The organism is Vibrio fluvialis, assembly GCF_900460245.1.
Taxonomy (GTDB): domain Bacteria; phylum Pseudomonadota; class Gammaproteobacteria; order Enterobacterales; family Vibrionaceae; genus Vibrio; species Vibrio fluvialis.
Genome location: NZ_UHIP01000001.1, coordinates 2709705 through 2730590 on the forward strand (window position 1 = coordinate 2709705; position 20886 = coordinate 2730590).

Sequence of the window (20886 nt, forward strand, 5' to 3'; positions counted from 1 at the left end):
TAACTCATCGTTTTACTCATCGTCGTCAAATGCCGGTCCTGCATAATTATCAAAGCGGGAGAACTGGCCCTGGAAGGTCAGACGTACAGAACCGATAGGGCCGTTACGCTGTTTACCGATGATGATCTCGGCGGTGCCTTTGAGCGCACTGTCAGGATGGTAAACCTCGTCACGGTAGATAAACATAATCAAGTCCGCGTCCTGCTCGATAGAGCCGGATTCACGCAAGTCCGAGTTAACCGGGCGTTTGTCAGCTCGTTGTTCCAGCGAGCGGTTGAGCTGCGACAGCGCCACCACTGGCACATTCAGCTCTTTCGCCAGCGCTTTCAGCGAGCGGGAGATCTCAGCGATTTCCAGCGTTCGGTTATCCGACAACGCAGGTACACGCATCAGCTGCAGGTAGTCGACCATGATGAGCGACAAACCGCCATGTTCACGGGCAATACGGCGCGCGCGTGAGCGCACGTCGGTCGGCGTCAGACCGGAGCTGTCATCGATGTACATGTTCTTCTTCTCCATGAGAATACCCATGGTCGAAGAGATTCGCGCCCAGTCCTCATCATCGAGCTGACCGGTACGGATTTTGGTTTGATCGACGCGAGACAGGGAAGCCAGCATACGCATCATGATCTGTTCGGCGGGCATCTCCAGCGAGAAGATCAGCACCGGCTTTTCCTGCTCCATCGCCGCGTTTTCACACAAGTTCATCGCAAACGTGGTTTTACCCATCGATGGACGTGCCGCGACGATGATCAAATCAGACCCCTGCAAACCTGCCGTTTTCTTGTTGAGGTCGGTAAAGCCGGTATTCACCCCGGTCACACCATCCTGCGGCGTTTTATAAAGCAGCTCGATACGCTCAAGCGTTTTTTCCAGAATGTTGTCGACGTTCTGTGGGCCTTCATTTTCGGTGGTGCGCGCTTCTGCAATCGCAAATACTTTACTTTCCGCCAGATCGAGCAGGTCTTCAGAACTGCGGCCTTGCGGATCGTAACCCGCATCGGCAATTTCATTCGCCACACCAATCAGATTGCGCACCAGCGCACGTTCAGCCACGATCTCCGCATAGGCGTTAATGTTGGCCGCACTCGGGGTATTTTTAGCCAGATCCGCCAAATAGGCAAAACCGCCCACGTCTTCCAGCTGTTCACGTTGCTCAAGAAATTCCGACAGCGTGATCAAATCGAGTGGCTTACCCGCATCCAGAATCGACTTCACACCATCAAAAATCAGGCGGTGCGGACGGCTGTAAAAGTCCGATGTCAATACACGTTCAGAGACCGTGTCCCAGCGTTCGTTATCCAGCAGCAAGCCGCCGATCACGGACTGCTCAGCTTCTAAGGAATGGGGAGGAACTTTAATCGCATCGACCTGCGCATCGGAAGGTTTACGGTTTCGGTTATCTGTTCGGGGATCAGCCATGACTTCACTCGGTAACTCTTTTATGACCGTCCATTATAGCGAGAATCCGTAATTTGTAATTAACGATGCGAAAGTTTGTGTGTAACAACAGCAGAATTAACCGTCACATGACCCAATTAGCCAAACAGATGCTTATCATGCAACGATTCAACCCGTTTATCAGAGGTAACGCGTGTCCAAAGTCTGGCTTCTTAGTCTTAGCCTGTTGACGAGCTACAGCGTCTATGCGAACGAGGATCCCAAGAACGATAAGGACATCGAGAAACCTTCTTCTCATTGGAGTAGTCAGGTCGAATTCGGCTACCAGTCGCATACCGGCAATACCAGTTCGGAGTCTCTGAATACCCGCCTGAAAGGTGAATACATTCAAGGTCGTCACCGGACCAACGGCGAATGGCGTTTTTACAAGTTGGATAAAAACGGTAAAGAGAATAAGCGCCAATCGAACTACTCATTGCAAACCGACTACAAGCTTGGCCCCAAAACCTACTTGTACGGCAGCTTTAAAGGCATTGATTCACGCTACAGTGCTTATTTTAAAGATTACACCTTATCTGGCGGTCTGGGTTATCAGGTGACGCATACGGAAAGTTTGTTGGTCGAACTGGAACTGGGTCCCGGCTATCGATATCAGGAACCGAATCTGGATGAGATTGACAAGACCGACGTCGTCTTTCCTGACATCGTGCAGGAACCGATTTTCCGCAGCAATTTGAAGACCGAATGGCAGATACTAAAATCGCTTAAGTTTGCCGCCGACCTGACGTTAGTCAATGGTGAAAGCAATACCCGTTTGGATTCAGAACTGAGTGTAATCAACAACATCACCGACGATATCGCGCTCAAAATCAACCAGTCTCGCCAGTACCATACCCGTGTACCAGACGGCATGAGCAAAGCCGACAGCGTACTGTCTGTAAACCTGATCTTTCTGTTCTGACAAGCGATTACTTTTCTTCAGACATAAAAAAACACCAGCCGAGGCTGGTGTTTTTGATTCGTCTGTATACTGAAATTACTCAGCAACAACCTGTACTTTCGCAGTTGCGAAAACTTCAGAGTGAAGTTGAACGCTAACCTCGAATTCACCAGTGTTGCGCAGAGCGCCTTCAGGTAGGCGAACTTCGCTCTTAGAAACTGCAACACCAGCCGCTGTGATAGCGTCAGCGATGTCACGAGTACCGATAGAACCGAACAGTTTACCTTCGTCACCAGCTTTAGAAGCAATAACAACTGCTTCAAGAGCGTTAACTTGGTCAGCGCGAGCTTGTGCAGCAGTCAGTTGCTCAGCAACTTTCGCTTCTAGCTCAGCACGACGGCCTTCAAACATTTCAACGTTAGCTTTAGTTGCCATTACTGCCTTACCTTGTGGGATAAGGAAGTTACGAGCGTAACCAGATTTAACGTTAACTGTATCGCCAAGACCACCTAGGTTACCGATTTTATCAAGTAGAATAACTTGCATTGCTTAATCCTCTTTCTTAATAAACGGTGCCAATTACTGATGTTTGTCAGTGTATGGCAGTAGAGCTAGGTAGCGAGAACGCTTGATTGCACGAGCTAGTTGACGCTGATATTTAGCGCTAGTACCAGTGATACGGCTTGGTACGATTTTACCAGCTTCAGTGATGTAGTTCTTAAGAGTTGCTACGTCTTTGTAATCAATCTCTTGTACGCCTTCTGCAGTAAAACGGCAGAATTTACGACGACGGAAGAAACGAGCCATGGGCTATCTCCTGATCTAAATTTGGATAATGTTGTCGGCATGTAGCACCAATTTCCCCACGCCATTTCGGCCGGTTTGGTAAGCCAAGAAACCACTTACCTGAATGATGCTGCCTTGTACTAAATTTTGAGTTAACGCTTTTGACCTTTGCCCACTGACAACCACCGGGATTCGGCAATACACCTGTCGCGGTAGGTCAGCTTCGATCACCGTAGAGCGATGCTCTAGCCAGAAACGGCAGTGTTCGATGCCCGAAGGGCTTTGGCTTCGAATCGGAGGTTTAGCGATGGAACCACTTAACTCCATTCGATTGGTCATCAATGAAATTACTCAGCGTCTGCTTCAAATTTCGCTTCGTCACGCTTAGAACGCTCTTCTTTAGCTTTCAGCATGATTGAAGGTTCAGTGATAGCAGCTTTAGTACGCATAATCATGTTACGCAGAACCGCATCGTTGAAACGGAAAGCAGTTTCCAGTTCATCGATAACAGCTTGGTCAGCTTCAACGTTCATCAGAACGTAGTGAGCTTTGTGAAGCTTGTTGATTGGGTAAGCCAGTTGACGGCGGCCCCAGTCTTCTAGACGGTGTACTTTACCGCCAGCTTCAGTGATTGAACCAGTGTAACGTTCGATCATGCCAGCAACTTGCTCGCTTTGATCTGGGTGCACCATGAATACGATTTCGTAATGACGCATTATTTGCTCCTTACGGATTATTCAGCTTCCAGAGTTGGCCCGGTCATCCAGAGGAAGCAAGGAACTAATGATAATTGACCGAGAATTAAGGAGCGGGAATAGTACAGAAAGACAGCAGCTTTAGCAAGGGAAATATTAGCGCGGAAAAAGCAGGGAAAACAGCCAGAGCCGGGGGATGACGCTGGCTAGATTACAGTTAATCTTCGTCGACAATTTGCGCCTGAAGATAGTTTTCGATGCCCGTCATTTCTATCAGGCCGAGTTGGGTTTCAAGCCAGTCAACGTGCTCTTCTTCGTCTTCAAGAATGTCTTGGAACAAGTCACGTGACACATAATCACGAATATCTTCCGCATAAGCGATAGCATCGCGCAGATCCGGAATGGCAGCCAACTCCAGCTTGAGGTCACACTCCAGCATTTCCTTAGTGTCTTCCCCAATCATCAGTTTGCCAAGATCTTGCAGGTTAGGAATGCCTTCTAGAAACAGAATGCGTTCGATCAGATGATCTGCATGTTTCATTTCATCGATGGACTCGTGGTATTCCTTATCCGCGAGATGTTTCAAGCCCCAATCTTTATACATACGGGCATGAAGAAAATATTGGTTGATGGCAATCAGTTCATTGCCGAGAATTTTATTCAGGTGTTGGATGATGATTGGATCACCTTTCATGACAAAGCCCTCCTCTTTGGCTCTTATAACTGTAGAACCAATTGAGAAGGTGTCAAAAAGGTCGTGCGCTTAGCTGGCCTGTTGATACTGAACGACTATCGTTTCGCTAAGGATCTCCTTCGCCTGCTTGACGCATTTACCACATTGCGAACCCAACGCAGTGCAACGTTTAATGCCGCGAATATCTGTGATCCCCTGCTCCAGAGCAAGTTTCTTGATCTTCTTATCCGATACACCGTGACACAAACAAACGTACATACTGCAACCTCAAAATCATTGTTGCCAGAACTATAAAAAAGAATCGTTCTTATTACCAGTTGGTTTTATGCTTCATTAAGATCGTTTCGTTATATCGAACCACGGAATTCAGATGGCTGGATCACTTAGCTTCAGTGCAAGAAATAGAGGTAAATCTAACCCTTTGTTTAATCTCTAAAGCCTTTGCATCTCACTTTCTTTGCCGCAAATTTTTTTATAACCGAAATGCAAAAAGGGAAGCCGAAGCTTCCCTTTTTTAATGCGAGGTTCGCAGTAAGATTATCGATTAAGCGATGATCTTAGCAACAACACCAGCACCAACTGTACGGCCACCTTCACGGATCGCGAAGCGTAGACCTTCGTCCATTGCGATTGGAGCGATCAGTTCAACAACCATTTGTACGTTGTCGCCTGGCATTACCATCTCTACGCCTGCTGGCAGTTCGATGTTGCCTGTTACGTCAGTTGTACGGAAGTAGAACTGTGGACGGTAACCTTTGAAGAATGGAGTGTGACGACCACCTTCATCTTTAGACAGTACGTATACTTCTGATTCGAACTTGGTGTGTGGAGTGATTGAACCTGGTTTAGCCAGTACTTGACCACGCTCTACTTCATCACGTTTTGTACCACGTAGTAGTGCACCAACGTTCTCACCTGCACGACCTTCGTCTAGCAGTTTACGGAACATTTCTACACCAGTACATGTAGTGGTTGTAGTGTCGTGGATACCAACGATCGCTACTTCATCACCTACACGTAGGATACCGCGCTCGATACGGCCAGTTACTACTGTACCACGACCTTGGATTGAGAATACGTCTTCGATTGGCATCAGGAACGGCATGTCTACTGCACGCTCTGGCTCTGGAATGTACTCGTCCAGTGCTTTAGCCAGCTCAAGGATTTTCTCTTCCCACTGTGCTTCGCCGTTTAGCGCGCCTAGTGCAGAACCTTGGATAACTGGTAGGTCATCACCTGGGAAATCGTATTCAGACAGAAGTTCACGAACTTCCATTTCTACTAGTTCTAGCAGCTCTTCATCGTCAACCATGTCACATTTGTTCATGAATACGATGATGTAAGGAATACCAACCTGACGGCCTAGTAGGATGTGCTCACGAGTTTGTGGCATTGGACCATCTGTTGCAGCAACAACTAGGATACCACCGTCCATTTGCGCAGCACCAGTGATCATGTTTTTAACATAGTCAGCGTGTCCTGGGCAGTCTACGTGTGCGTAGTGACGGCTTGGAGTGTCGTACTCTACGTGAGAAGTAGAGATTGTGATACCGCGCTCGCGCTCTTCTGGAGCGTTGTCGATTGACGCGAAGTCACGTGCTGCACCGCCGTATACTTTAGACAGAGTAGTACAGATTGCTGCAGTTAGAGTTGTTTTACCGTGGTCAACGTGGCCGATAGTACCAACGTTTACGTGCGGTTTCGTACGTTCAAATTTTTCTTTAGACACGATCGTGTTCCTTCCTAGTTATGATTCGCCTTAAGTCACGTACACTCAAGGCGCGCCAGAAATTGCTATTTTATGCGCCAACTCTCGTCAGCGCAATAGATTCATTATTAACCGCGCTCTGCCACAATTGCATCAGCAATGTTTTTAGGCACCTCGGCGTACTCAGAAAACTCCATAGAGTAAGAAGCACGACCTTGGGTTGCAGAACGTAGGTCAGTTGCGTAACCGAACATCTCAGAAAGTGGTACGCGCGCACGAATGATTTTCAGGCCAGCAGGACCTTCATCCATACCCTCGATGATGCCACGACGACGGTTCAGGTCACCGACCACATCACCCATCCAGTCTTCCGGAGTGGTTACTTCAACTTTCATCAGCGGTTCAAGAATGACAGGTTTTGCTTCAAGCGCACCTTTCTTGAATGCCATTGAGCCAGCGATCTTAAACGCCATCTCACTTGAGTCGACATCGTGGAATGAACCGTCGAATAGTGTTGCTTTGACATCCAGTACTGGATAGCCCGCCAACACACCGTTGTTCATTTGCTCCTCGATACCTTTCGCTACCGGGCCGATGAATTCCTTAGGAATCGCACCACCCACGATCTCGTCAACGAAGACAAAGCCTTCGCCTGGTTCAGAAGGTTCAATCTTCAGCCATACGTGACCGTATTGACCACGACCACCTGACTGACGAACAAACTTGCCTTCTACTTCCGCTTTGCCACGAATGGTTTCACGGTATGCAACCTGAGGTTTACCCACGTTGCAATCAACGTTGAATTCACGTTTCATACGGTCAACGATGATGTCTAGGTGAAGCTCACCCATACCTGAGATCAGAGTCTGACCGGTTTCATTGTCGGTTTCGACACGGAAAGATGGATCTTCTGCTGCCAGTTTACCCAGCGCGATACCCATTTTTTCCTGGTCTGCCTTAGAACGAGGTTCTACTGCGATCTGAATTACCGGCTCAGGGAATTCCATGCGTTCCAGAATCACTTTATGGTCCTGGTCACACAGAGTATCACCTGTCGTCACATCCTTCAGGCCGATCGCTGCTGCGATGTCACCTGCGCGAACTTCTTTGATTTCTTCACGTTTGTTTGCGTGCATCTGTACGATACGACCAAAACGTTCTTTCTTCTCTTTCACAGAGTTGTAGACAGCATCACCTGAATTCACAACACCAGAGTAAACACGAATGAAAGTCAGCGTTCCCACAAATGGGTCAGTCGCGATCTTAAATGCCAGCGCAGAGAACGGTTCGTTGTCGTCAGCGTGACGCTCAACTTCGTTCTCACGTTCATCGATACCTTTGATAGACGGTACATCAACCGGTGATGGCAGGTACTCAACGACTGCGTCCAGTACGGCCTGTACACCTTTGTTCTTAAACGCACTACCACAAGTGGCCAGTACGATTTCATTGTTCAATGTACGCTGACGAAGTGCCTGCTTGATTTCAAGCTCAGTCAGTTCGCCTTCTTCCAGGTATTTTTCCATCAACTCTTCGTTAGCTTCAGCAGCCGCTTCAACCAGATGGTTGCGCCACTCTTCTGCAAGCTCGAGCATGTCGGCCGGAATGTCTTCGTATGTGAACGTCATGCCTTGATCGGCATCATTCCAGTTGATGGCTTTCATCTTGATCAGGTCGATGACACCCTTGAACTCCTCTTCCGCACCAATGTTCAATTGGATTGGAACTGGGTTCGCACCAAGACGATGTTTAATTTGGTCTACAACGCGTAGGAAATCTGCACCCGCACGGTCCATCTTGTTCACAAATACCATACGTGGAACGTGGTACTTGTCTGCCTGACGCCATACAGTTTCAGACTGAGGTTCAACACCAGATGAGCCACAGAACACAACCACTGCACCGTCAAGTACACGAAGAGAACGCTCTACTTCGATCGTAAAGTCAACGTGTCCTGGGGTATCAATGATGTTGATGCGATGATCTTGGAACTGTGCTTCCATACCACGCCAGAAGGTAGTCGTCGCAGCCGAGGTGATGGTGATACCACGCTCCTGCTCCTGCTCCATCCAGTCCATGGTTGCGGCACCATCGTGAACTTCGCCGATTTTGTGAGAAAGGCCAGTGTAGAACAGAATACGCTCAGTAGTGGTTGTTTTTCCTGCATCTACGTGAGCACAGATACCGATGTTACGGTAGCGCTCAATAGGAGTTTTACGAGCCACGATTGTATCCTCTTACTAAGGTTCACCTTAGAAAATAGAAATGTGCTGCGAGAGAACCTCGCAGCACAGAAGGTATTACCAGCGGTAATGAGCAAACGCTTTGTTCGCTTCTGCCATACGGTGAACGTCTTCACGTTTCTTAACAGCAGTACCTTTGTTCTCTGACGCATCTAGCATTTCAGCAGCTAGGCGTTGAGCCATAGATTTTTCACCACGCTTACGCGCAGCTTCAACCAACCAACGCATAGCAAGTGCGTTACGGCGAACCGGACGTACTTCTACTGGCACTTGGTAAGTTGAACCACCAACACGGCGAGATTTAACCTCTACCGCTGGGCGAACGTTTTCAAGAGCTTCTTCAAATACAGCTAAGTGATCTTTACCAGATTTCTCAGCCATAGCATCTAGTGCAGTGTAAACGATTTTTTCTGCAGTAGATTTTTTACCGTCAACCATAAGGATGTTAACGAATTTTGCCAGCAGTTCAGATTTGAACTTTGGATCTGGAAGGATCTTACGCTGACCAATGACGCGACGACGTGGCATGGAATATTCTCCGTTGTCTTCTTCAGGTTTTATCCAAAACTTTTCAGTTTTTTCAAAAAATTAAAAAATAATTTAGTGTTTGGCCTTACTTAACGGAATCCATTAAGACTTAGGACGCTTCACACCGTACTTAGAACGAGCTTGTTTACGGTCGTTCACGCCTGCACAGTCAAGTGCACCACGAACAGTGTGGTAGCGAACACCTGGAAGGTCTTTAACACGACCACCGCGGATCAGAACAACTGAGTGCTCTTGAAGGTTGTGACCTTCACCGCCGATGTACGATGTTACTTCGAAGCCGTTTGTCAGACGTACACGACAAACTTTACGAAGTGCTGAGTTAGGTTTTTTAGGTGTAGTAGTGTAAACACGAGTACATACACCACGTTTTTGTGGGCACGCTTCTAGTGCTGGCACGTTGCTTTTAGCAACTTGCTTTGCACGAGGCTTACGTACCAACTGGTTAATAGTTGCCATTAACTAGCTCCTGAATTTACTTGAAAGTAAGCTTTGTGAAAAATCTAGCCCCAAATGCACTTTGCGCAAATAGGGACGCAAAATTCTATGCAGCAGTGAGAGGTGTGTCAAGAAATATACAGATCTTTTTTGCGGGGTAGAAAAAGCAGGATGGACAATGTGGTGTACAGCTGATGGCCACCACTACCAACTCATTGATTTGTCGTAATTAACCGTTAATTCGACCCAATCAGCCACATTCATAATCTGAATGTTCTGCGCGCAACGATTCAACCAACCTCTGGCCTCGAGATCCTCTTTGAGCACATAAACCGGATTGTGGTTGTTGAAATAGCCAAAAAATGGCGATTGTTCGCTCGTTGCGTACACCGCATTTTCGACCAGCACGATAGCGTCATTCGGCTGAAGATACCGACTGGCGATCGCGAGTTGCTGAGGATGTTTAATAATGTGTAACACAAACGTTCCTGTGATTAGAAGGTAACAATCTGATCGAAAGCCTGCCATTGCGAGCCGATGGCTTGCGGATCCAGACTTTCAACGTCCACCAGCAGATCCTCGCGAGTCAATCCCCACTCAGCCATGCTGGCGGCACACACGAAGCGCTGTTCAATGTCATACAGATCCAGTAGCTTAAACGCGCTGATGTAATCACGGCTGAGCACCGACTGTGGTTGCTGATCTTTGACCAGTTGCAACACGCCTTCGCCGACGAAATACACCGCCAGATCTTCGCTGTACGCCGACGCGGCTAACAGCGCATCTAAACCTTCACGGCCAGCACTGATGGCGTGCGGCGCGGAATGAAATACAAACGCGACTTTTTTCAAAACTGTACCACTCTGTCCTGGCTTAATAGCGCTTCTGCCAGACTACCCAACCCGGTTTGCTCAAACGGTGCCGCCAAGTTAGCGCCCGGCAATTGGTGCTGCTCAGCTTCACTCTGACTTACCACACCACGGCGCAGCGCTGCTGCCACACAGGTTTCCAAACGCACCTGATGCAGCTCAGCCAGTTGTTGCCACGCTTTAACCAAATCAAACTCATCGTTGGCTGGCGCAGTGAGCGCCGAGCCATTTTGTACGCCATCCTGATAGAAAAAGACGCTCTTGAGAGTATGGCCTTTTTCTATCACTGCCTTGGCAAACAAATAAGCGTTGCGCGCCGACTGCGTACCGTAGACCGACCCATTCACCAATAAGGTGTAGGTGAGGCTCACTTTTCGTCATCCTCAGTTTTGCGCTGACGGATGTAGAGATACACCGTGTGCTTCGAGATATTGAGGCGATCCGCCACGCGGTTAATCGCATCTTTAATATCAAAGATACCCTTATCAAAAAGCGCCATGACGATCTGACGGTTTTTAGTGTTGTTCGACACCGATTTGTCCGCATTGATCTCTTCAATCGTCCGCTCAACCGTTTGGTCAACCAACTCTTCCACATCGCTGGCGAAGTTGACTGATGACGCGGCTTCCTGCGCTTCCTGAGTTGGCATGAACGATTGCAAGACCTGAGAGAAAGGCGCATCAAGGTTGACGTTGATACACAACAAGCCGATCACACGATTCTCACCATTGCGAATGGCAATCGTGATCGACTTCATCAGTACACCGCCTTTGGCACGCGTAAAGTAAGAACGTGAGAAGTTTCGCTCCGATCCTTCAATATCACGCAGCATCTTCAACGCCAGATCCGTGATCGGCGACCCCACCTGACGGCCCGTGTTTTCGCCGTTAGCAATTTTGATCGCCGAGGTGTTCAGATCTTCCAGCGAGTGCAGAACGATTTCACAAAAAGGGCCAATCAAGCTGGCGATCCCATCCACCACGGCTTCGTATGAGCGCAGAATTACTTTGTCATGCTCCGTAAATGGTTTCACATGCACGGATTCCATCTCAAGCAACATATCGGCATTAATAGTATCTGTCGTTGTCACTGTACTTTGACCTTAGAACGAAAAATCAACAAATTGGTGTAAGTTTATCAGAAAATTTTAGCCGAAGACTCTGCTATATTGCCAACAAGTGATTTAGAACAACTTCTGTTGCAGTTCTCGACCGGGATCAAAAAGGGCCTGAACAAGTCAGGCCCCATTTCGTTCCAAACCGTGACGATTATTGCGCAGCTTTGTCGCCGTTGTCGATTTTCAGCAGCTCAACTTCGAACACAAGTGTCGAGTTAGCAGGAATGGTCGGGGTATCTTGTTCGCCGTAAGCCAGCTCTGGCGGAATAACGAACTTGTATTTTGAACCGACTTGCATCAGTTGAACACCTTCAGTCCAGCCAGGGATCACGCGGTTCAGCGGGAATGTCGCTGGCTCACCACGATCGTAAGAGCTGTCAAACTGAGTACCGTCGGTCAATGTGCCTTTGTAATGCACTTGCACGGTGTCGGTATCTTTTGGTGAATCACCTTGTGCTGGCGTCAGAACTTGGTACAGCAGACCGGTTGACGTTTTCTTCACGCCTTCCTGCTTTTCGAACTCAGCGCGGAACTCATCGCCAGCTTTCTTGTTCGCTGCCGCTTTTTCAGCCGCTTGAGCTTTCATTTTTTCTGCTACACGTTTGTCCAAAGCTTCCAGAGCCGCACGGGTCTCTTCTTCGGTCATTTCCGCTTTCCCAGCAAATACGTGCTGGATACCCTGAAGAACCATATCTTTGTTCAGATTGATGCCAATTTCACTTGGTTTTTCAATGCTGCTGCTCAGGTAGTTCGCAAACGAAACACCAATTGCGTACGCTGCTTTGTCATCTTCAGACTGGAAAGTTACGGTTTTCGCTGCCGTAGCTTGCTCAGCTGCGGCTGGTGCTGCCGTTTCTGGTTTCGCAGCTTCTTCTTTCTGACAGCCGACTGCCAACACAACGGTAGCGGCCAGTAGCGACACTTTAAAAAGTGATTTCATTGAATTCTCCAATTTGTAGGCAAACCTTTTGTCGTTGTGCACAAATCTTGGTTTCAAGCTGGTGCACAGCACAGAGTTGTACCAATATAGCCTTATGTTTTCAGATTGTCTTTACACACTTGGCGGATAATTAGAACTGATGCGAATAATTTCTCATTCCATCCTGCTGTTTGTTGTCATTTCCTTGTTAAATGGCTGTTTTTTCTCTGACCAGAATGTCGAACGCTGGGATTTAGAGCCTGAAGGATCCACCAGTTTCGGCCTCAGCCGGGATGGTCGATTTGCCCTGATTTACTCCAAGGAGCATCAATTGGTGCTGTGGGATCTCAGTGAGCACAAAAAACTCGCGGACCTCGGTGCGCAGGATCCTCAAGCGAGCACAGTTTCTCAGATCCGCCTCTCCGATAACGGCCGTTATGCCGTGACCGCCAGCCAAATCAACTTCGCGGTCTGGGATCTCGCCTGGACGCAGGCCAAAGGCCTTTGGTCTATTTCTGACGGTTTAATTCGTGACGTCGACATCACCAGCGACGGCGAACAAGTGCTGCTTGGTCTCTCCAACGGCAAAGCCATTTACGTCGATTTAGTCACCGGACGACGTCTGGAGTTCCTTGCCCACCAGGAAAAAGTCAATTCTGTCGCGATTTCCCCCAATGGTCGCTATGCCCTGACGGGAGGGAACGACTACGCCGCTTATTTGTGGGATACCAAAACAGGCCAGATTCTGCATAAATTTGAACACGAACAACGGGTCAACCGCGTGGCTTTGCAGCGTGACGGCAAGCTGGCGTTTACCTCTGATGGCGGTAATCAAGCCATTGTGTGGGATTTAGAGACAGGGAAAAAACGCAGCGCGCTCAGCAGTTTCTCACGCCAGCTGATATTTTCCGCAGCCCGCTTTTCCGACGATGGCTCGCGCCTGGTCACTGGCACTCCGTCCAGCCGTGTCGATATCTGGAACACCGAAACCGGTAAGAAGCTCGACAGCTTTGAAGCGGAACCGCGAAAAGATGCCCGCCCGCCGCGTGCGGTAGTGTATGATGCGGCTTTCGATTCACAGCAGCGTGTCATTTCCGGCACGTCTGCCGGTATAGCTCAAGCCTGGAAACTCGACGATTAATCATGAAAGACGATATGTTGACTTCGCTGCGACAGCGCATAGATGACCTGGAATGCAAAGTGGCGTTTCAGGAGCAGACCATTGACGACCTCAATGAAGCATTAAGTCATCAGCAGCTGTTGATTACAAAAATGCAGGATCAGATGAAATTTGTGGTGGGTAAGGTGAAGAATATGGATACATCCAATCTGGCCGACCCTTCACAGGAAACCCCGCCCCCACATTACTGAGCGCGAGAACGGATGTTTAGCGGATAAAGCAATAAGCGATGACGGCACCCGCCACCACCAGACAACCGCCAATCCGGCGCAATTGGTTGTCTGGTTGCTCACTCAACTGAGCCACCATTTGTCGCCAGCCATTCGGTGCAATCAAAGGGCCGAGTCCTTCGGCAATCAACACCAAACCAATTGCGACCCAAATTGAATTAGACATGGGCTCTCCCATCGGTTGATAGACAAACAATAAAGGCTCCTTACGGAGCCTTTATGTTATCTGCTCAGCGATTATTTCGCTGTCGCAGCACCTTTCGAGTTATTCATGTACTGGAAGAAGTCACTCTTCGGATCCAGTACCAGAATGTCACTCTTCTGGCTGAATGATTTTTCATACGCACGTAGTGAACGTAAGAAGCTGAAGAATTCCGGATCTTTGTTGTAGGCATCCGCATAAATCTTCGCCGCTTTCGCGTCCGCGTCACCGCGTGTTACACGAGCTGTTTTATCCGCTTCGGCCAGAATGGTCGCCACTTCAAGCTCAGCTTGTGCTTTGATAACTTCGGCTTTTTCACGGCCTTGAGAACGGTGTTTACGTGCTACCGACTCGCGCTCTGCGCGCATACGACGGTAGATAGATTCACTGATCTCATCCGGCAGGTTGATTTTCTTCATACGGAAGTCAACCACACGCACACCCAAGTCTTTCATGGCGCTCTTACGGGTATCTTCCAGTACGTTTTCCATGATCTGGTCACGTTGACCATCAATTTCCAACGCCTGTTTTGCCGCTTCAGTCGTCACAACATCGGCATCCGGGCTCGCTGGCAACACATCGCTGTTACGAGGACCAGATACGATCTGCTTGATTTCACGCGCACCAATTTCCGAACGCAGCACGTCTGTCACTTTACGTTCCAGCAGAGCTTCGGCTGTCAGCGTGTTACCGCCACCAGTCGCCAGATAGTACTGACCGAAATCTTCAATACGCCATTTCACGTATGAGTCGATGATGACGTCTTTTTTCTCAGAGGTCACGAAACGGTCTGAACGGCCGTCCATAGTCTGAATACGTGCATCCAGCGTTTTCACACGATCGAACAGAGGCATTTTGAAATGCAAACCCGGCTCGTAAATTCTCGATACATCATTGTTGTCTTTCAGCACTCGACCGAAACGAATGACGATACCACGCTCCCCTTCCGGGATAACGAACATCGACATCAGCAGCAACGCCAGAACAACAACGACAACAGGGATCATTAACTTACGCATTCTTAGTATCTCCCTTGACGTGTACTGGTTGAGCGAGATTGGGTATCGGTTTCCGTATCAGTGCGCTGAGATTCCAACTCAATCTGATCGTAAGCAGACGATGACTTCGTTTGGCGCTTAGTCGCTTCACCTTCCTGACCTGCTAATTTGTCGATTGGCAGGTACAGCAGGTTACCGCTGGATTTCGAGTCAATCAGCACTTTAGAGGTATTCGAGTACACTTCCTGCATCGCATCCAGATACAGACGATCACGCGTAACTTTTGGTGATGCCTGATATTCTGGCAACAGTTTCTCAAACTGCGCTACCTGACCGAGAGCTTCATTCACGGTACGTTCGGTGTAACCCTGAGCTTCTTTCTTCAGACGCTCAGCACGACCAGTCGCTTTTGGCAGAATTTCATTTTTGTACGCTTCTGCTTCACGAATGAAACGCTCTTCATCTTCTCGCGCGGCAATCGCATCATCAAACGCATCTTTCACCTGTTCTGGTGGACGCGCTGACTGGAAGTTCACATCAACGATGATCAGCCCCATGTCGTAGCCGTCGATGATCTGGTTCAGAGTTTCCTGAGTGCTTTGACGAATTTGCTGACGACCACTGGTCAGAATGCTATCCATCAGAGAGTCACCGATCACGGCACGCAATGCAGAGTCGGTCGCCTGGCGTAGGCTGTCATCTGCGTTGGTTACTTTGAACAAGTACTTGTACGGATCCGCTACACGGTACTGAACGTCCATCGATACCGTGACCACGTTTTCGTCTTTAGTCAACATCAGACCAGACGCACGCAGCGAACGAATCGCTTGCACGTTAACCGGTGTCACTTCATCGATAAAACGTGGGCGCCAGTTCAGGCCCGGATCGACAATGCGATCGTATTTACCGAGGCGCAGCACAACACCACGCTCAGCTTCACCAATTGTGTAGAAGCCAGCAAAGAACCAGATAGCGACAGCAATCGCAGCAATGACACCAAAGCCGATTGCACCACCACCGGAGAAAGATGGTCCTTTACCGCCGCCTTTCTTACCAAACTTGCCACCCAGCTTCTGACTCAACTTATTAAACACTTCGTCTAAATCTGGCGGACCTTGTTCACGGCCACCTTTACCGCCGCGATTATTATTACCCCATGGGTCATTATCGCGGCCGTTGTTGCCGTTGTTATTTCCGGGCTCATTCCACGCCATTAGAAAGCTCCATCATTTGATATGACGTTATACTCTAGCAGTCCTTTAAGTAACTATAAAGTCACGTAAAACTGCCTCTTCTCTTTTTTCTAGTCTAGACCAATCCACTTGCTGCATACGAACTGTGATCAGTAAATTGCCTTCCGGATCATACTCTTCTTGTTGTATGCACTTCATTTGGAAGAAAGTACTACGGATTCTGCCCTGATGTTGAGGCGGAATTCGCAAGCGGTATTGGACAATCTGACTGACCAAACGCTCAGTCAGCGCTGCAAACAGCAAATCAATGCCCAGACCATCCATGGCCGAGATCCACACCGCTCTCGGTACGCCCTCGTCATCTCTCTCTATACGAGGTTTCTGGTCTTCCAGATTATCGATTTTATTCATCACCAGCAGGGTTGGGACTTCATGCGCCTCAATTTCCTGCAGAACTTCATCAACAGCCCGGATATTCTCACGAAATCGTTCGTCACTGGCATCCACAACATGTAACAAAATGTCAGCTTCCTGAGTTTCTTGTAACGTTGCTTTGAATGCAGCCACCAGATCGTGCGGCAGATGACGAATAAATCCTACGGTGTCTGCCAGTACTGCCGGGCCGACATCGTCTAAATCAATCTTACGCAAGGTCGGATCCAACGTCGCAAACAATTGGTCTGCGGCGTAGACGCCTGCTGATGTAATACGGTTAAACAGGGTCGATTTACCTGCGTTGGTATAACCGACTAAGGAAACCGTAGGTATTTCCGCCCGGTTTCGTGCACGTCGACCTTGTTCACGCTGTTTAGCGACTCGCTCTAAACGGCGCAAAATTGCTTTGATACGTTCACGCAATAAACGACGGTCCGTCTCCAACTGGGTTTCACCCGGACCACGTAAGCCGATACCGCCCTTTTGACGTTCCAAGTGCGTCCAACCACGAATCAGACGAGTAGAAATATGGCGCAACTGGGCCAGTTCCACTTGTAATTTACCTTCGTGAGTACGCGCGCGCTGAGCAAAGATATCCAGGATCAAACCGGTACGGTCAATCACTCGACACTGGCAGAGGTGTTCAAGGTTACGTTCTTGGGCAGGAGAGAGGGCATGGTTGAAAATCACCACATCAGCGCCAGTCAACTGGACTGCCTGAGCAATTTCTTGGGCTTTGCCCTCACCGACATAATATTTAGGGTGAGGAGTCTGTCGGCTACCGGTAATCACCTGTAGTGTCGACACTCCTGCGGAAGAGACCAGCATTTCACATTCTCTGAGATCTTCCCATTCACCCTCTTGCGTGAAGTTGATATGAACAAGTACGGCTCGCTCACCGGCTTCATAACGGTCAAACAAGCTACCAACTCCTTAATAAATAATAATTTGTGTACAGAGAATTAATCTTCTGATTTCTCTGCGCCGCGATCATTCGAAGGACGTTCGCCGCTGTGGTGGCTAACTGGACGCGCCGGTACCACGGTTGAGATAGCGTGCTTGTAAACCATTTGGTTCACAGTGTTCTTCAATAGGATCACAAACTGATCAAACGATTCAATTTGGCCTTGCAGCTTAATGCCGTTCACAAGGTAGATCGAAACCGGAATACGCTCGCGACGTAGTGCATTTAAGAATGGGTCTTGTAGAGATTGCCCCTTAGCCATTTTATTTTCCTTATTTGTATTTTGTTGTAGTTATTTAGCTAGCGGTGCACGAAAATCTGTGCGGCCTTTGCATCTGAGCTAAACGAATAAAAACTCCCCGTTGTTACTGATCATTGGGGCTTGCGCACCAAAAACAAGTAACGGATCCTTTACAGGGCACATCACGCAAAAGCGATCACATTATACACAGCTAACTCAATCAGATGCTATGGCATTTGAGAGAGTTTCCAATGCTTGTTCAACGTTTTCGCTATCTAACCAAGTTAAATCATCCCAGCTGCGTAACCAGGTGATCTGTCGCTTGGCCAATTGACGAGTTGCACAGATTCCGCGAAAAATCGCTTCATCAAGCGTACAGTTCCCGTCTAAGTAGTCCCACATTTGTCGATATCCCACACAACGGATCGACGGTAAATCAGGGTGAAGATCTTTTCGAGCATAGAGTGCTTTTACTTCATCTTCAAACCCTGCTTCGACCATCTTTTCGAATCGGAGTTCAATTCGACGGTGGAGCTCAGCCCTTTCCTTGGGAGCTATAGCGAACTGCTTGACGCGAAATGGCAATGCTTCGCCTTTCGTTTGGGTCAGTTCAGTAAGAGTTTTACCTGAAATCCGATAAACTTCCAATGCCCGAGATAATCTTTGTGGATCATTTGGATGAATTCGCTCGGCAGAAATGGGATCAATCTGACGTAATTGTTCGTGCAACGCCGCCCAGCCCAGTTGCTGAGCCTCTTGTTCGATCTGCTGACGAATCTCAGGATCGGCCGCTGGCAGTGGCGATAAGCCTTCCAGCAAAGCCTTGTAGTAGAGCATGGTTCCGCCCACCAGCAACGGAATTTTGCCTTGTTCAACAATCGCCTGCATCTCTCTCAGCGCATCGCGGCGAAAATCAGCCGCCGAATAGGCTTCACTCGGATCGAGAATGTCGATCAAGCGATGTGGCGCCAACGCCAGTTCATCTTGGTCTGGTTTGGCAGTACCGATATCCATGCCTTTGTAGATCAACGCAGAATCCACGCTGATGATCTCAACCGGAAATTTTTGACGCAGGCGAATGGCCAGATCGGTTTTACCGGAAGCGGTCGGCCCCATCAGAAACAGGGCTAAAGGTAATTGTGTGCTCATGAGTTTAGTGCTGCAATGGTCGCGGAAAAATCCACAGGTCGGACAAAACGCTCATCGTGCAGTGGGAGGTTGCCCTGCCACATCTGCTCAATCTCTGCAATCAACTGGATCGCTTCTGACAAAGTGTAGTCAGCTTTCGTGCTCACCACACGATCGCTCAGCCAATCAGCGAGCGAATTCAGATCCAGCGGCTTGTCGGCCTGCTCAAAATTCAAAGACGCGTAAGATAACAGATCTGGGATCAGAATTTGTAGATTTTGCTGTCTGAGTGGCTGCGGCACGCCCATCACCATCAAGGATCCCGGATTGCGCGGTTTAAGTTCCAAGCCTAATTGTGTCAGCAGCGGCTGATAATGCTCCAAAGCCTGAGCTTCCTGCGCCGACATCTTCAACGACAACGGCACCAAGAGTGGCTGACTCTTCAATGCACCTTGCTGCGCATTTAACTGGCCGCGAACTTTGAGCCACGCAGCCTGACTGAGTGACAACAGCACGCAGCCTTGCGGAGCATTCATCAGCAGATAGCGCCCACGTACCACCGCCACCGCTTTCCCCAGTTGCTGCACCGTAAAAATGTCCGCTGTTGCCTGCTCCGCCACTACGGTGGCTGGTTCCTGCTTGGGCGTCGCGGGCAATTCCGGTGTTTGCATCAGCGCCTGATAGGCGCGCACTTCAGCCTGAGAAGGCGAAGGTGCACTGACTCGTTCTTGTACTGGTTTGCCTTTTGCTTTCGGTGATTCAACCCAGTCACTGTGTTTAGGGGCTTCGCGCACCTGATCACGGGTCGATTCATGCTCTGGCCGTTCATAATCGCTGCGGCCAGGATAAGCAGGCGTGCTCTCGACAGCCTGTATCACCCGCTCTGGCACCGCTGACGCCAGTTCAGGCTCGTCGTGATAGTGGAAAGCCGATTCGTTGTGCGCTGGCGCATCAATGTGCTGACTTTCAGCCAGCGCGCTGCTGAGCGCCTGATAAATGAAATCGTGTACCAGACGCGCCTGATGAAAACGCACTTCGTGTTTGGCAGGATGCACGTTGACATCGACCTGATGCGGATCCAGCTCAATAAACAACACGTAAGTGGCAAACTGATCCGGGCGCAGGCTGGTTTCATAGCTCTGACGAATCGCGTGATTGATCAGTTTGTCACGCATCATGCGACCATTGACGTAGCAGTATTGCAGATCGCTCTGCTGGCGAGCGCCTTCCGGCGTAGTGATCCAGCCATGCAGTGTCAGCCCTTGATGTTCCAGCTCGATTTTCAGCATATGGCGCACAAACGGCGCACCGCACACCGCCGCAATGCGTTTTTCCATCTGAATATCGGTTTTTGCCGCTCGGTACTGACGCACTAATTTGCCGTTATGACGCAGGTTGAACGTGACGTCAAAGCGGCTGAGTGCGATCCGCTTCAGCAGTTCATCAATATGGGTGAATTCGGTTTTTTCAGTGCGCAGAAACTTGCGCCGTGCTGGCGTATTGAAGAACAAATCGAGCACTTCCACTGTGGTACCAATCGGGTGTGCCGCAGGTTGCAACTGCACTTGCATGTCCCGACCTTCACTGTATGCCGACCAAGCTTCTTCCTGAGTTGCCGGGCGCGAAGTGAGCGTCAAACGCGACACCGAACTGATACTCGCCAGCGCTTCGCCACGAAACCCGAGGCTGATAATGGCTTCCAGATCGTCCAGAGTATGGATTTTCGACGTAGCATGACGACTCAGCGCCAACCCGAGTTCCTCTTTATCAATACCGCAACCGTTATCACGAATACGGATCAATTTGGCACCGCCCTTTTCAATATCAATATCGATACGGGTTGCGCCGGAATCGAGGCTGTTTTCCACCAGCTCTTTCACCACCGAAGCGGGTCTTTCGACCACCTCTCCGGCAGCAATCTGGTTCGCCAGCCGCGCTGGCAGAATGCGAATCGTCATA

General features: G+C 49.1%; 26 protein-coding genes. 3 read left to right on the forward strand and 23 right to left on the reverse strand.

The genetic code is table 11. The features are described from left to right. Nucleotides 1-12 precede the first annotated feature (12 nt). A complete protein-coding gene (locus tag DYA43_RS12715; RefSeq protein WP_020332712.1) occupies nucleotides 13-1422 on the reverse strand; it encodes a replicative DNA helicase in 1410 nt (469 codons plus the stop codon). 172 nt (nucleotides 1423-1594) lie between these two features. Between DYA43_RS12715 and DYA43_RS12720 the strand changes: the two genes are divergently transcribed. Further along, nucleotides 1595-2362 (forward strand): DUF481 domain-containing protein, encoded by a 768-nt coding sequence (locus tag DYA43_RS12720; RefSeq protein ID WP_020332713.1) that lies wholly within the window; start codon nucleotides 1595-1597, stop codon nucleotides 2360-2362. Between the two features lie 75 nt (nucleotides 2363-2437). On the opposite strand, the gene rplI is transcribed toward DYA43_RS12720, so the two are convergent. From rplI to fkpA, 15 genes are all read right to left on the reverse strand, one after another. After that, nucleotides 2438-2887 (reverse strand): 50S ribosomal protein L9, encoded by a 450-nt coding sequence (gene rplI / locus DYA43_RS12725; protein ID WP_020332714.1) that lies wholly within the window; start codon nucleotides 2885-2887, stop codon nucleotides 2438-2440. Nucleotides 2888-2920: 33 nt separating this feature from the next. Further along, nucleotides 2921-3148: a 30S ribosomal protein S18 gene (gene rpsR, locus DYA43_RS12730; RefSeq protein WP_000090472.1), complete on the reverse strand. Its 228-nt coding sequence runs from the start codon at nucleotides 3146-3148 to the stop codon at nucleotides 2921-2923. A 15-nt stretch (nucleotides 3149-3163) separates the two neighbouring features. After that, the gene (priB, locus tag DYA43_RS12735) at nucleotides 3164-3466 is read right to left on the reverse strand and encodes a primosomal replication protein N (protein ID WP_086027247.1); all 303 of its coding nucleotides are present in this window, start codon (nucleotides 3464-3466) and stop codon (nucleotides 3164-3166) included. Nucleotides 3467-3474: 8 nt separating this feature from the next. Then, nucleotides 3475-3843: a 30S ribosomal protein S6 gene (rpsF, locus tag DYA43_RS12740; protein ID WP_004723737.1), complete on the reverse strand. Its 369-nt coding sequence runs from the start codon at nucleotides 3841-3843 to the stop codon at nucleotides 3475-3477. Between the two features lie 196 nt (nucleotides 3844-4039). Beyond that, nucleotides 4040-4516: a bacterioferritin gene (gene bfr, locus DYA43_RS12745; protein ID WP_020433766.1), complete on the reverse strand. Its 477-nt coding sequence runs from the start codon at nucleotides 4514-4516 to the stop codon at nucleotides 4040-4042. A gap of 69 nt (nucleotides 4517-4585) precedes the next feature. Then, nucleotides 4586-4774 carry a (2Fe-2S)-binding protein gene (locus tag DYA43_RS12750; RefSeq protein ID WP_020332718.1) on the reverse strand — a complete coding sequence of 63 codons (189 nt, stop codon included), beginning with the start codon at nucleotides 4772-4774 and terminating at the stop codon, nucleotides 4586-4588. Nucleotides 4775-5060: 286 nt separating this feature from the next. Continuing rightward, nucleotides 5061-6245, reverse strand: coding sequence for an elongation factor Tu (gene tuf, locus DYA43_RS12755; RefSeq protein ID WP_061056950.1), 1185 nt, complete (start codon nucleotides 6243-6245; stop codon nucleotides 5061-5063). Nucleotides 6246-6352: 107 nt separating this feature from the next. Beyond that, the gene (gene fusA / locus DYA43_RS12760; protein WP_020332642.1) at nucleotides 6353-8449 is read right to left on the reverse strand and encodes an elongation factor G; all 2097 of its coding nucleotides are present in this window, start codon (nucleotides 8447-8449) and stop codon (nucleotides 6353-6355) included. 75 nt (nucleotides 8450-8524) lie between these two features. Next, on the reverse strand, nucleotides 8525-8995 hold the full coding sequence (gene rpsG / locus DYA43_RS12765; RefSeq protein ID WP_014203959.1) for a 30S ribosomal protein S7: 471 nt from the start codon (nucleotides 8993-8995) through the stop codon (nucleotides 8525-8527). A 102-nt stretch (nucleotides 8996-9097) separates the two neighbouring features. Continuing rightward, nucleotides 9098-9472 carry a 30S ribosomal protein S12 gene (gene rpsL, locus DYA43_RS12770; protein ID WP_014203960.1) on the reverse strand — a complete coding sequence of 125 codons (375 nt, stop codon included), beginning with the start codon at nucleotides 9470-9472 and terminating at the stop codon, nucleotides 9098-9100. 183 nt (nucleotides 9473-9655) lie between these two features. Next, nucleotides 9656-9931: a sulfurtransferase complex subunit TusB gene (tusB, locus tag DYA43_RS12775; protein WP_020433616.1), complete on the reverse strand. Its 276-nt coding sequence runs from the start codon at nucleotides 9929-9931 to the stop codon at nucleotides 9656-9658. 14 nt (nucleotides 9932-9945) lie between these two features. Continuing rightward, nucleotides 9946-10302 (reverse strand): sulfurtransferase complex subunit TusC, encoded by a 357-nt coding sequence (gene tusC / locus DYA43_RS12780; protein ID WP_024374462.1) that lies wholly within the window; start codon nucleotides 10300-10302, stop codon nucleotides 9946-9948. Beyond that, a complete protein-coding gene (tusD, locus tag DYA43_RS12785) occupies nucleotides 10299-10691 on the reverse strand; it encodes a sulfurtransferase complex subunit TusD (protein ID WP_055453748.1) in 393 nt (130 codons plus the stop codon). The genes tusC and tusD overlap by 4 nt, the downstream gene beginning before the upstream one ends. After that, a complete protein-coding gene (locus DYA43_RS12790) occupies nucleotides 10688-11410 on the reverse strand; it encodes a helix-turn-helix transcriptional regulator (RefSeq protein WP_020332638.1) in 723 nt (240 codons plus the stop codon). The genes tusD and DYA43_RS12790 overlap by 4 nt, the downstream gene beginning before the upstream one ends. 178 nt (nucleotides 11411-11588) lie before the next feature. Beyond that, nucleotides 11589-12377: an FKBP-type peptidyl-prolyl cis-trans isomerase gene (gene fkpA, locus DYA43_RS12795; RefSeq protein WP_020433619.1), complete on the reverse strand. Its 789-nt coding sequence runs from the start codon at nucleotides 12375-12377 to the stop codon at nucleotides 11589-11591. A gap of 139 nt (nucleotides 12378-12516) precedes the next feature. Between fkpA and DYA43_RS12800 the strand changes: the two genes are divergently transcribed. Further along, nucleotides 12517-13497, forward strand: a complete 981-nt coding sequence (locus DYA43_RS12800; protein ID WP_020332636.1) for a WD40 repeat domain-containing protein — start codon at nucleotides 12517-12519, stop codon at nucleotides 13495-13497. A gap of 2 nt (nucleotides 13498-13499) precedes the next feature. Then, nucleotides 13500-13727 carry a SlyX family protein gene (locus DYA43_RS12805; protein ID WP_020332635.1) on the forward strand — a complete coding sequence of 76 codons (228 nt, stop codon included), beginning with the start codon at nucleotides 13500-13502 and terminating at the stop codon, nucleotides 13725-13727. 16 nt (nucleotides 13728-13743) lie between these two features. On the opposite strand, the gene DYA43_RS12810 is transcribed toward DYA43_RS12805, so the two are convergent. From DYA43_RS12810 to mutL, 7 genes are all read right to left on the reverse strand, one after another. Then, nucleotides 13744-13932 (reverse strand): DUF2065 domain-containing protein, encoded by a 189-nt coding sequence (locus DYA43_RS12810; RefSeq protein ID WP_024374461.1) that lies wholly within the window; start codon nucleotides 13930-13932, stop codon nucleotides 13744-13746. A 71-nt stretch (nucleotides 13933-14003) separates the two neighbouring features. After that, the gene (gene hflC / locus DYA43_RS12815) at nucleotides 14004-14987 is read right to left on the reverse strand and encodes a protease modulator HflC (protein WP_020433624.1); all 984 of its coding nucleotides are present in this window, start codon (nucleotides 14985-14987) and stop codon (nucleotides 14004-14006) included. A 2-nt stretch (nucleotides 14988-14989) separates the two neighbouring features. Then, complete coding sequence (hflK, locus tag DYA43_RS12820) at nucleotides 14990-16180, reverse strand: FtsH protease activity modulator HflK (protein WP_020332631.1); 1191 nt, start codon at nucleotides 16178-16180, stop codon at nucleotides 14990-14992. Between the two features lie 45 nt (nucleotides 16181-16225). Further along, nucleotides 16226-17515, reverse strand: a complete 1290-nt coding sequence (hflX, locus tag DYA43_RS12825; RefSeq protein ID WP_061056951.1) for a ribosome rescue GTPase HflX — start codon at nucleotides 17513-17515, stop codon at nucleotides 16226-16228. A gap of 41 nt (nucleotides 17516-17556) precedes the next feature. After that, nucleotides 17557-17820: an RNA chaperone Hfq gene (hfq, locus tag DYA43_RS12830; protein ID WP_020332629.1), complete on the reverse strand. Its 264-nt coding sequence runs from the start codon at nucleotides 17818-17820 to the stop codon at nucleotides 17557-17559. A 195-nt stretch (nucleotides 17821-18015) separates the two neighbouring features. Continuing rightward, the gene (gene miaA / locus DYA43_RS12835; protein WP_020433627.1) at nucleotides 18016-18948 is read right to left on the reverse strand and encodes a tRNA (adenosine(37)-N6)-dimethylallyltransferase MiaA; all 933 of its coding nucleotides are present in this window, start codon (nucleotides 18946-18948) and stop codon (nucleotides 18016-18018) included. Further along, entirely contained in the window at nucleotides 18945-20885 is a 1941-nt protein-coding gene (gene mutL / locus DYA43_RS12840; RefSeq protein WP_061056952.1) for a DNA mismatch repair endonuclease MutL, read from the reverse strand. The genes miaA and mutL overlap by 4 nt, the downstream gene beginning before the upstream one ends. Nucleotide 20886 lies beyond the last annotated feature (1 nt).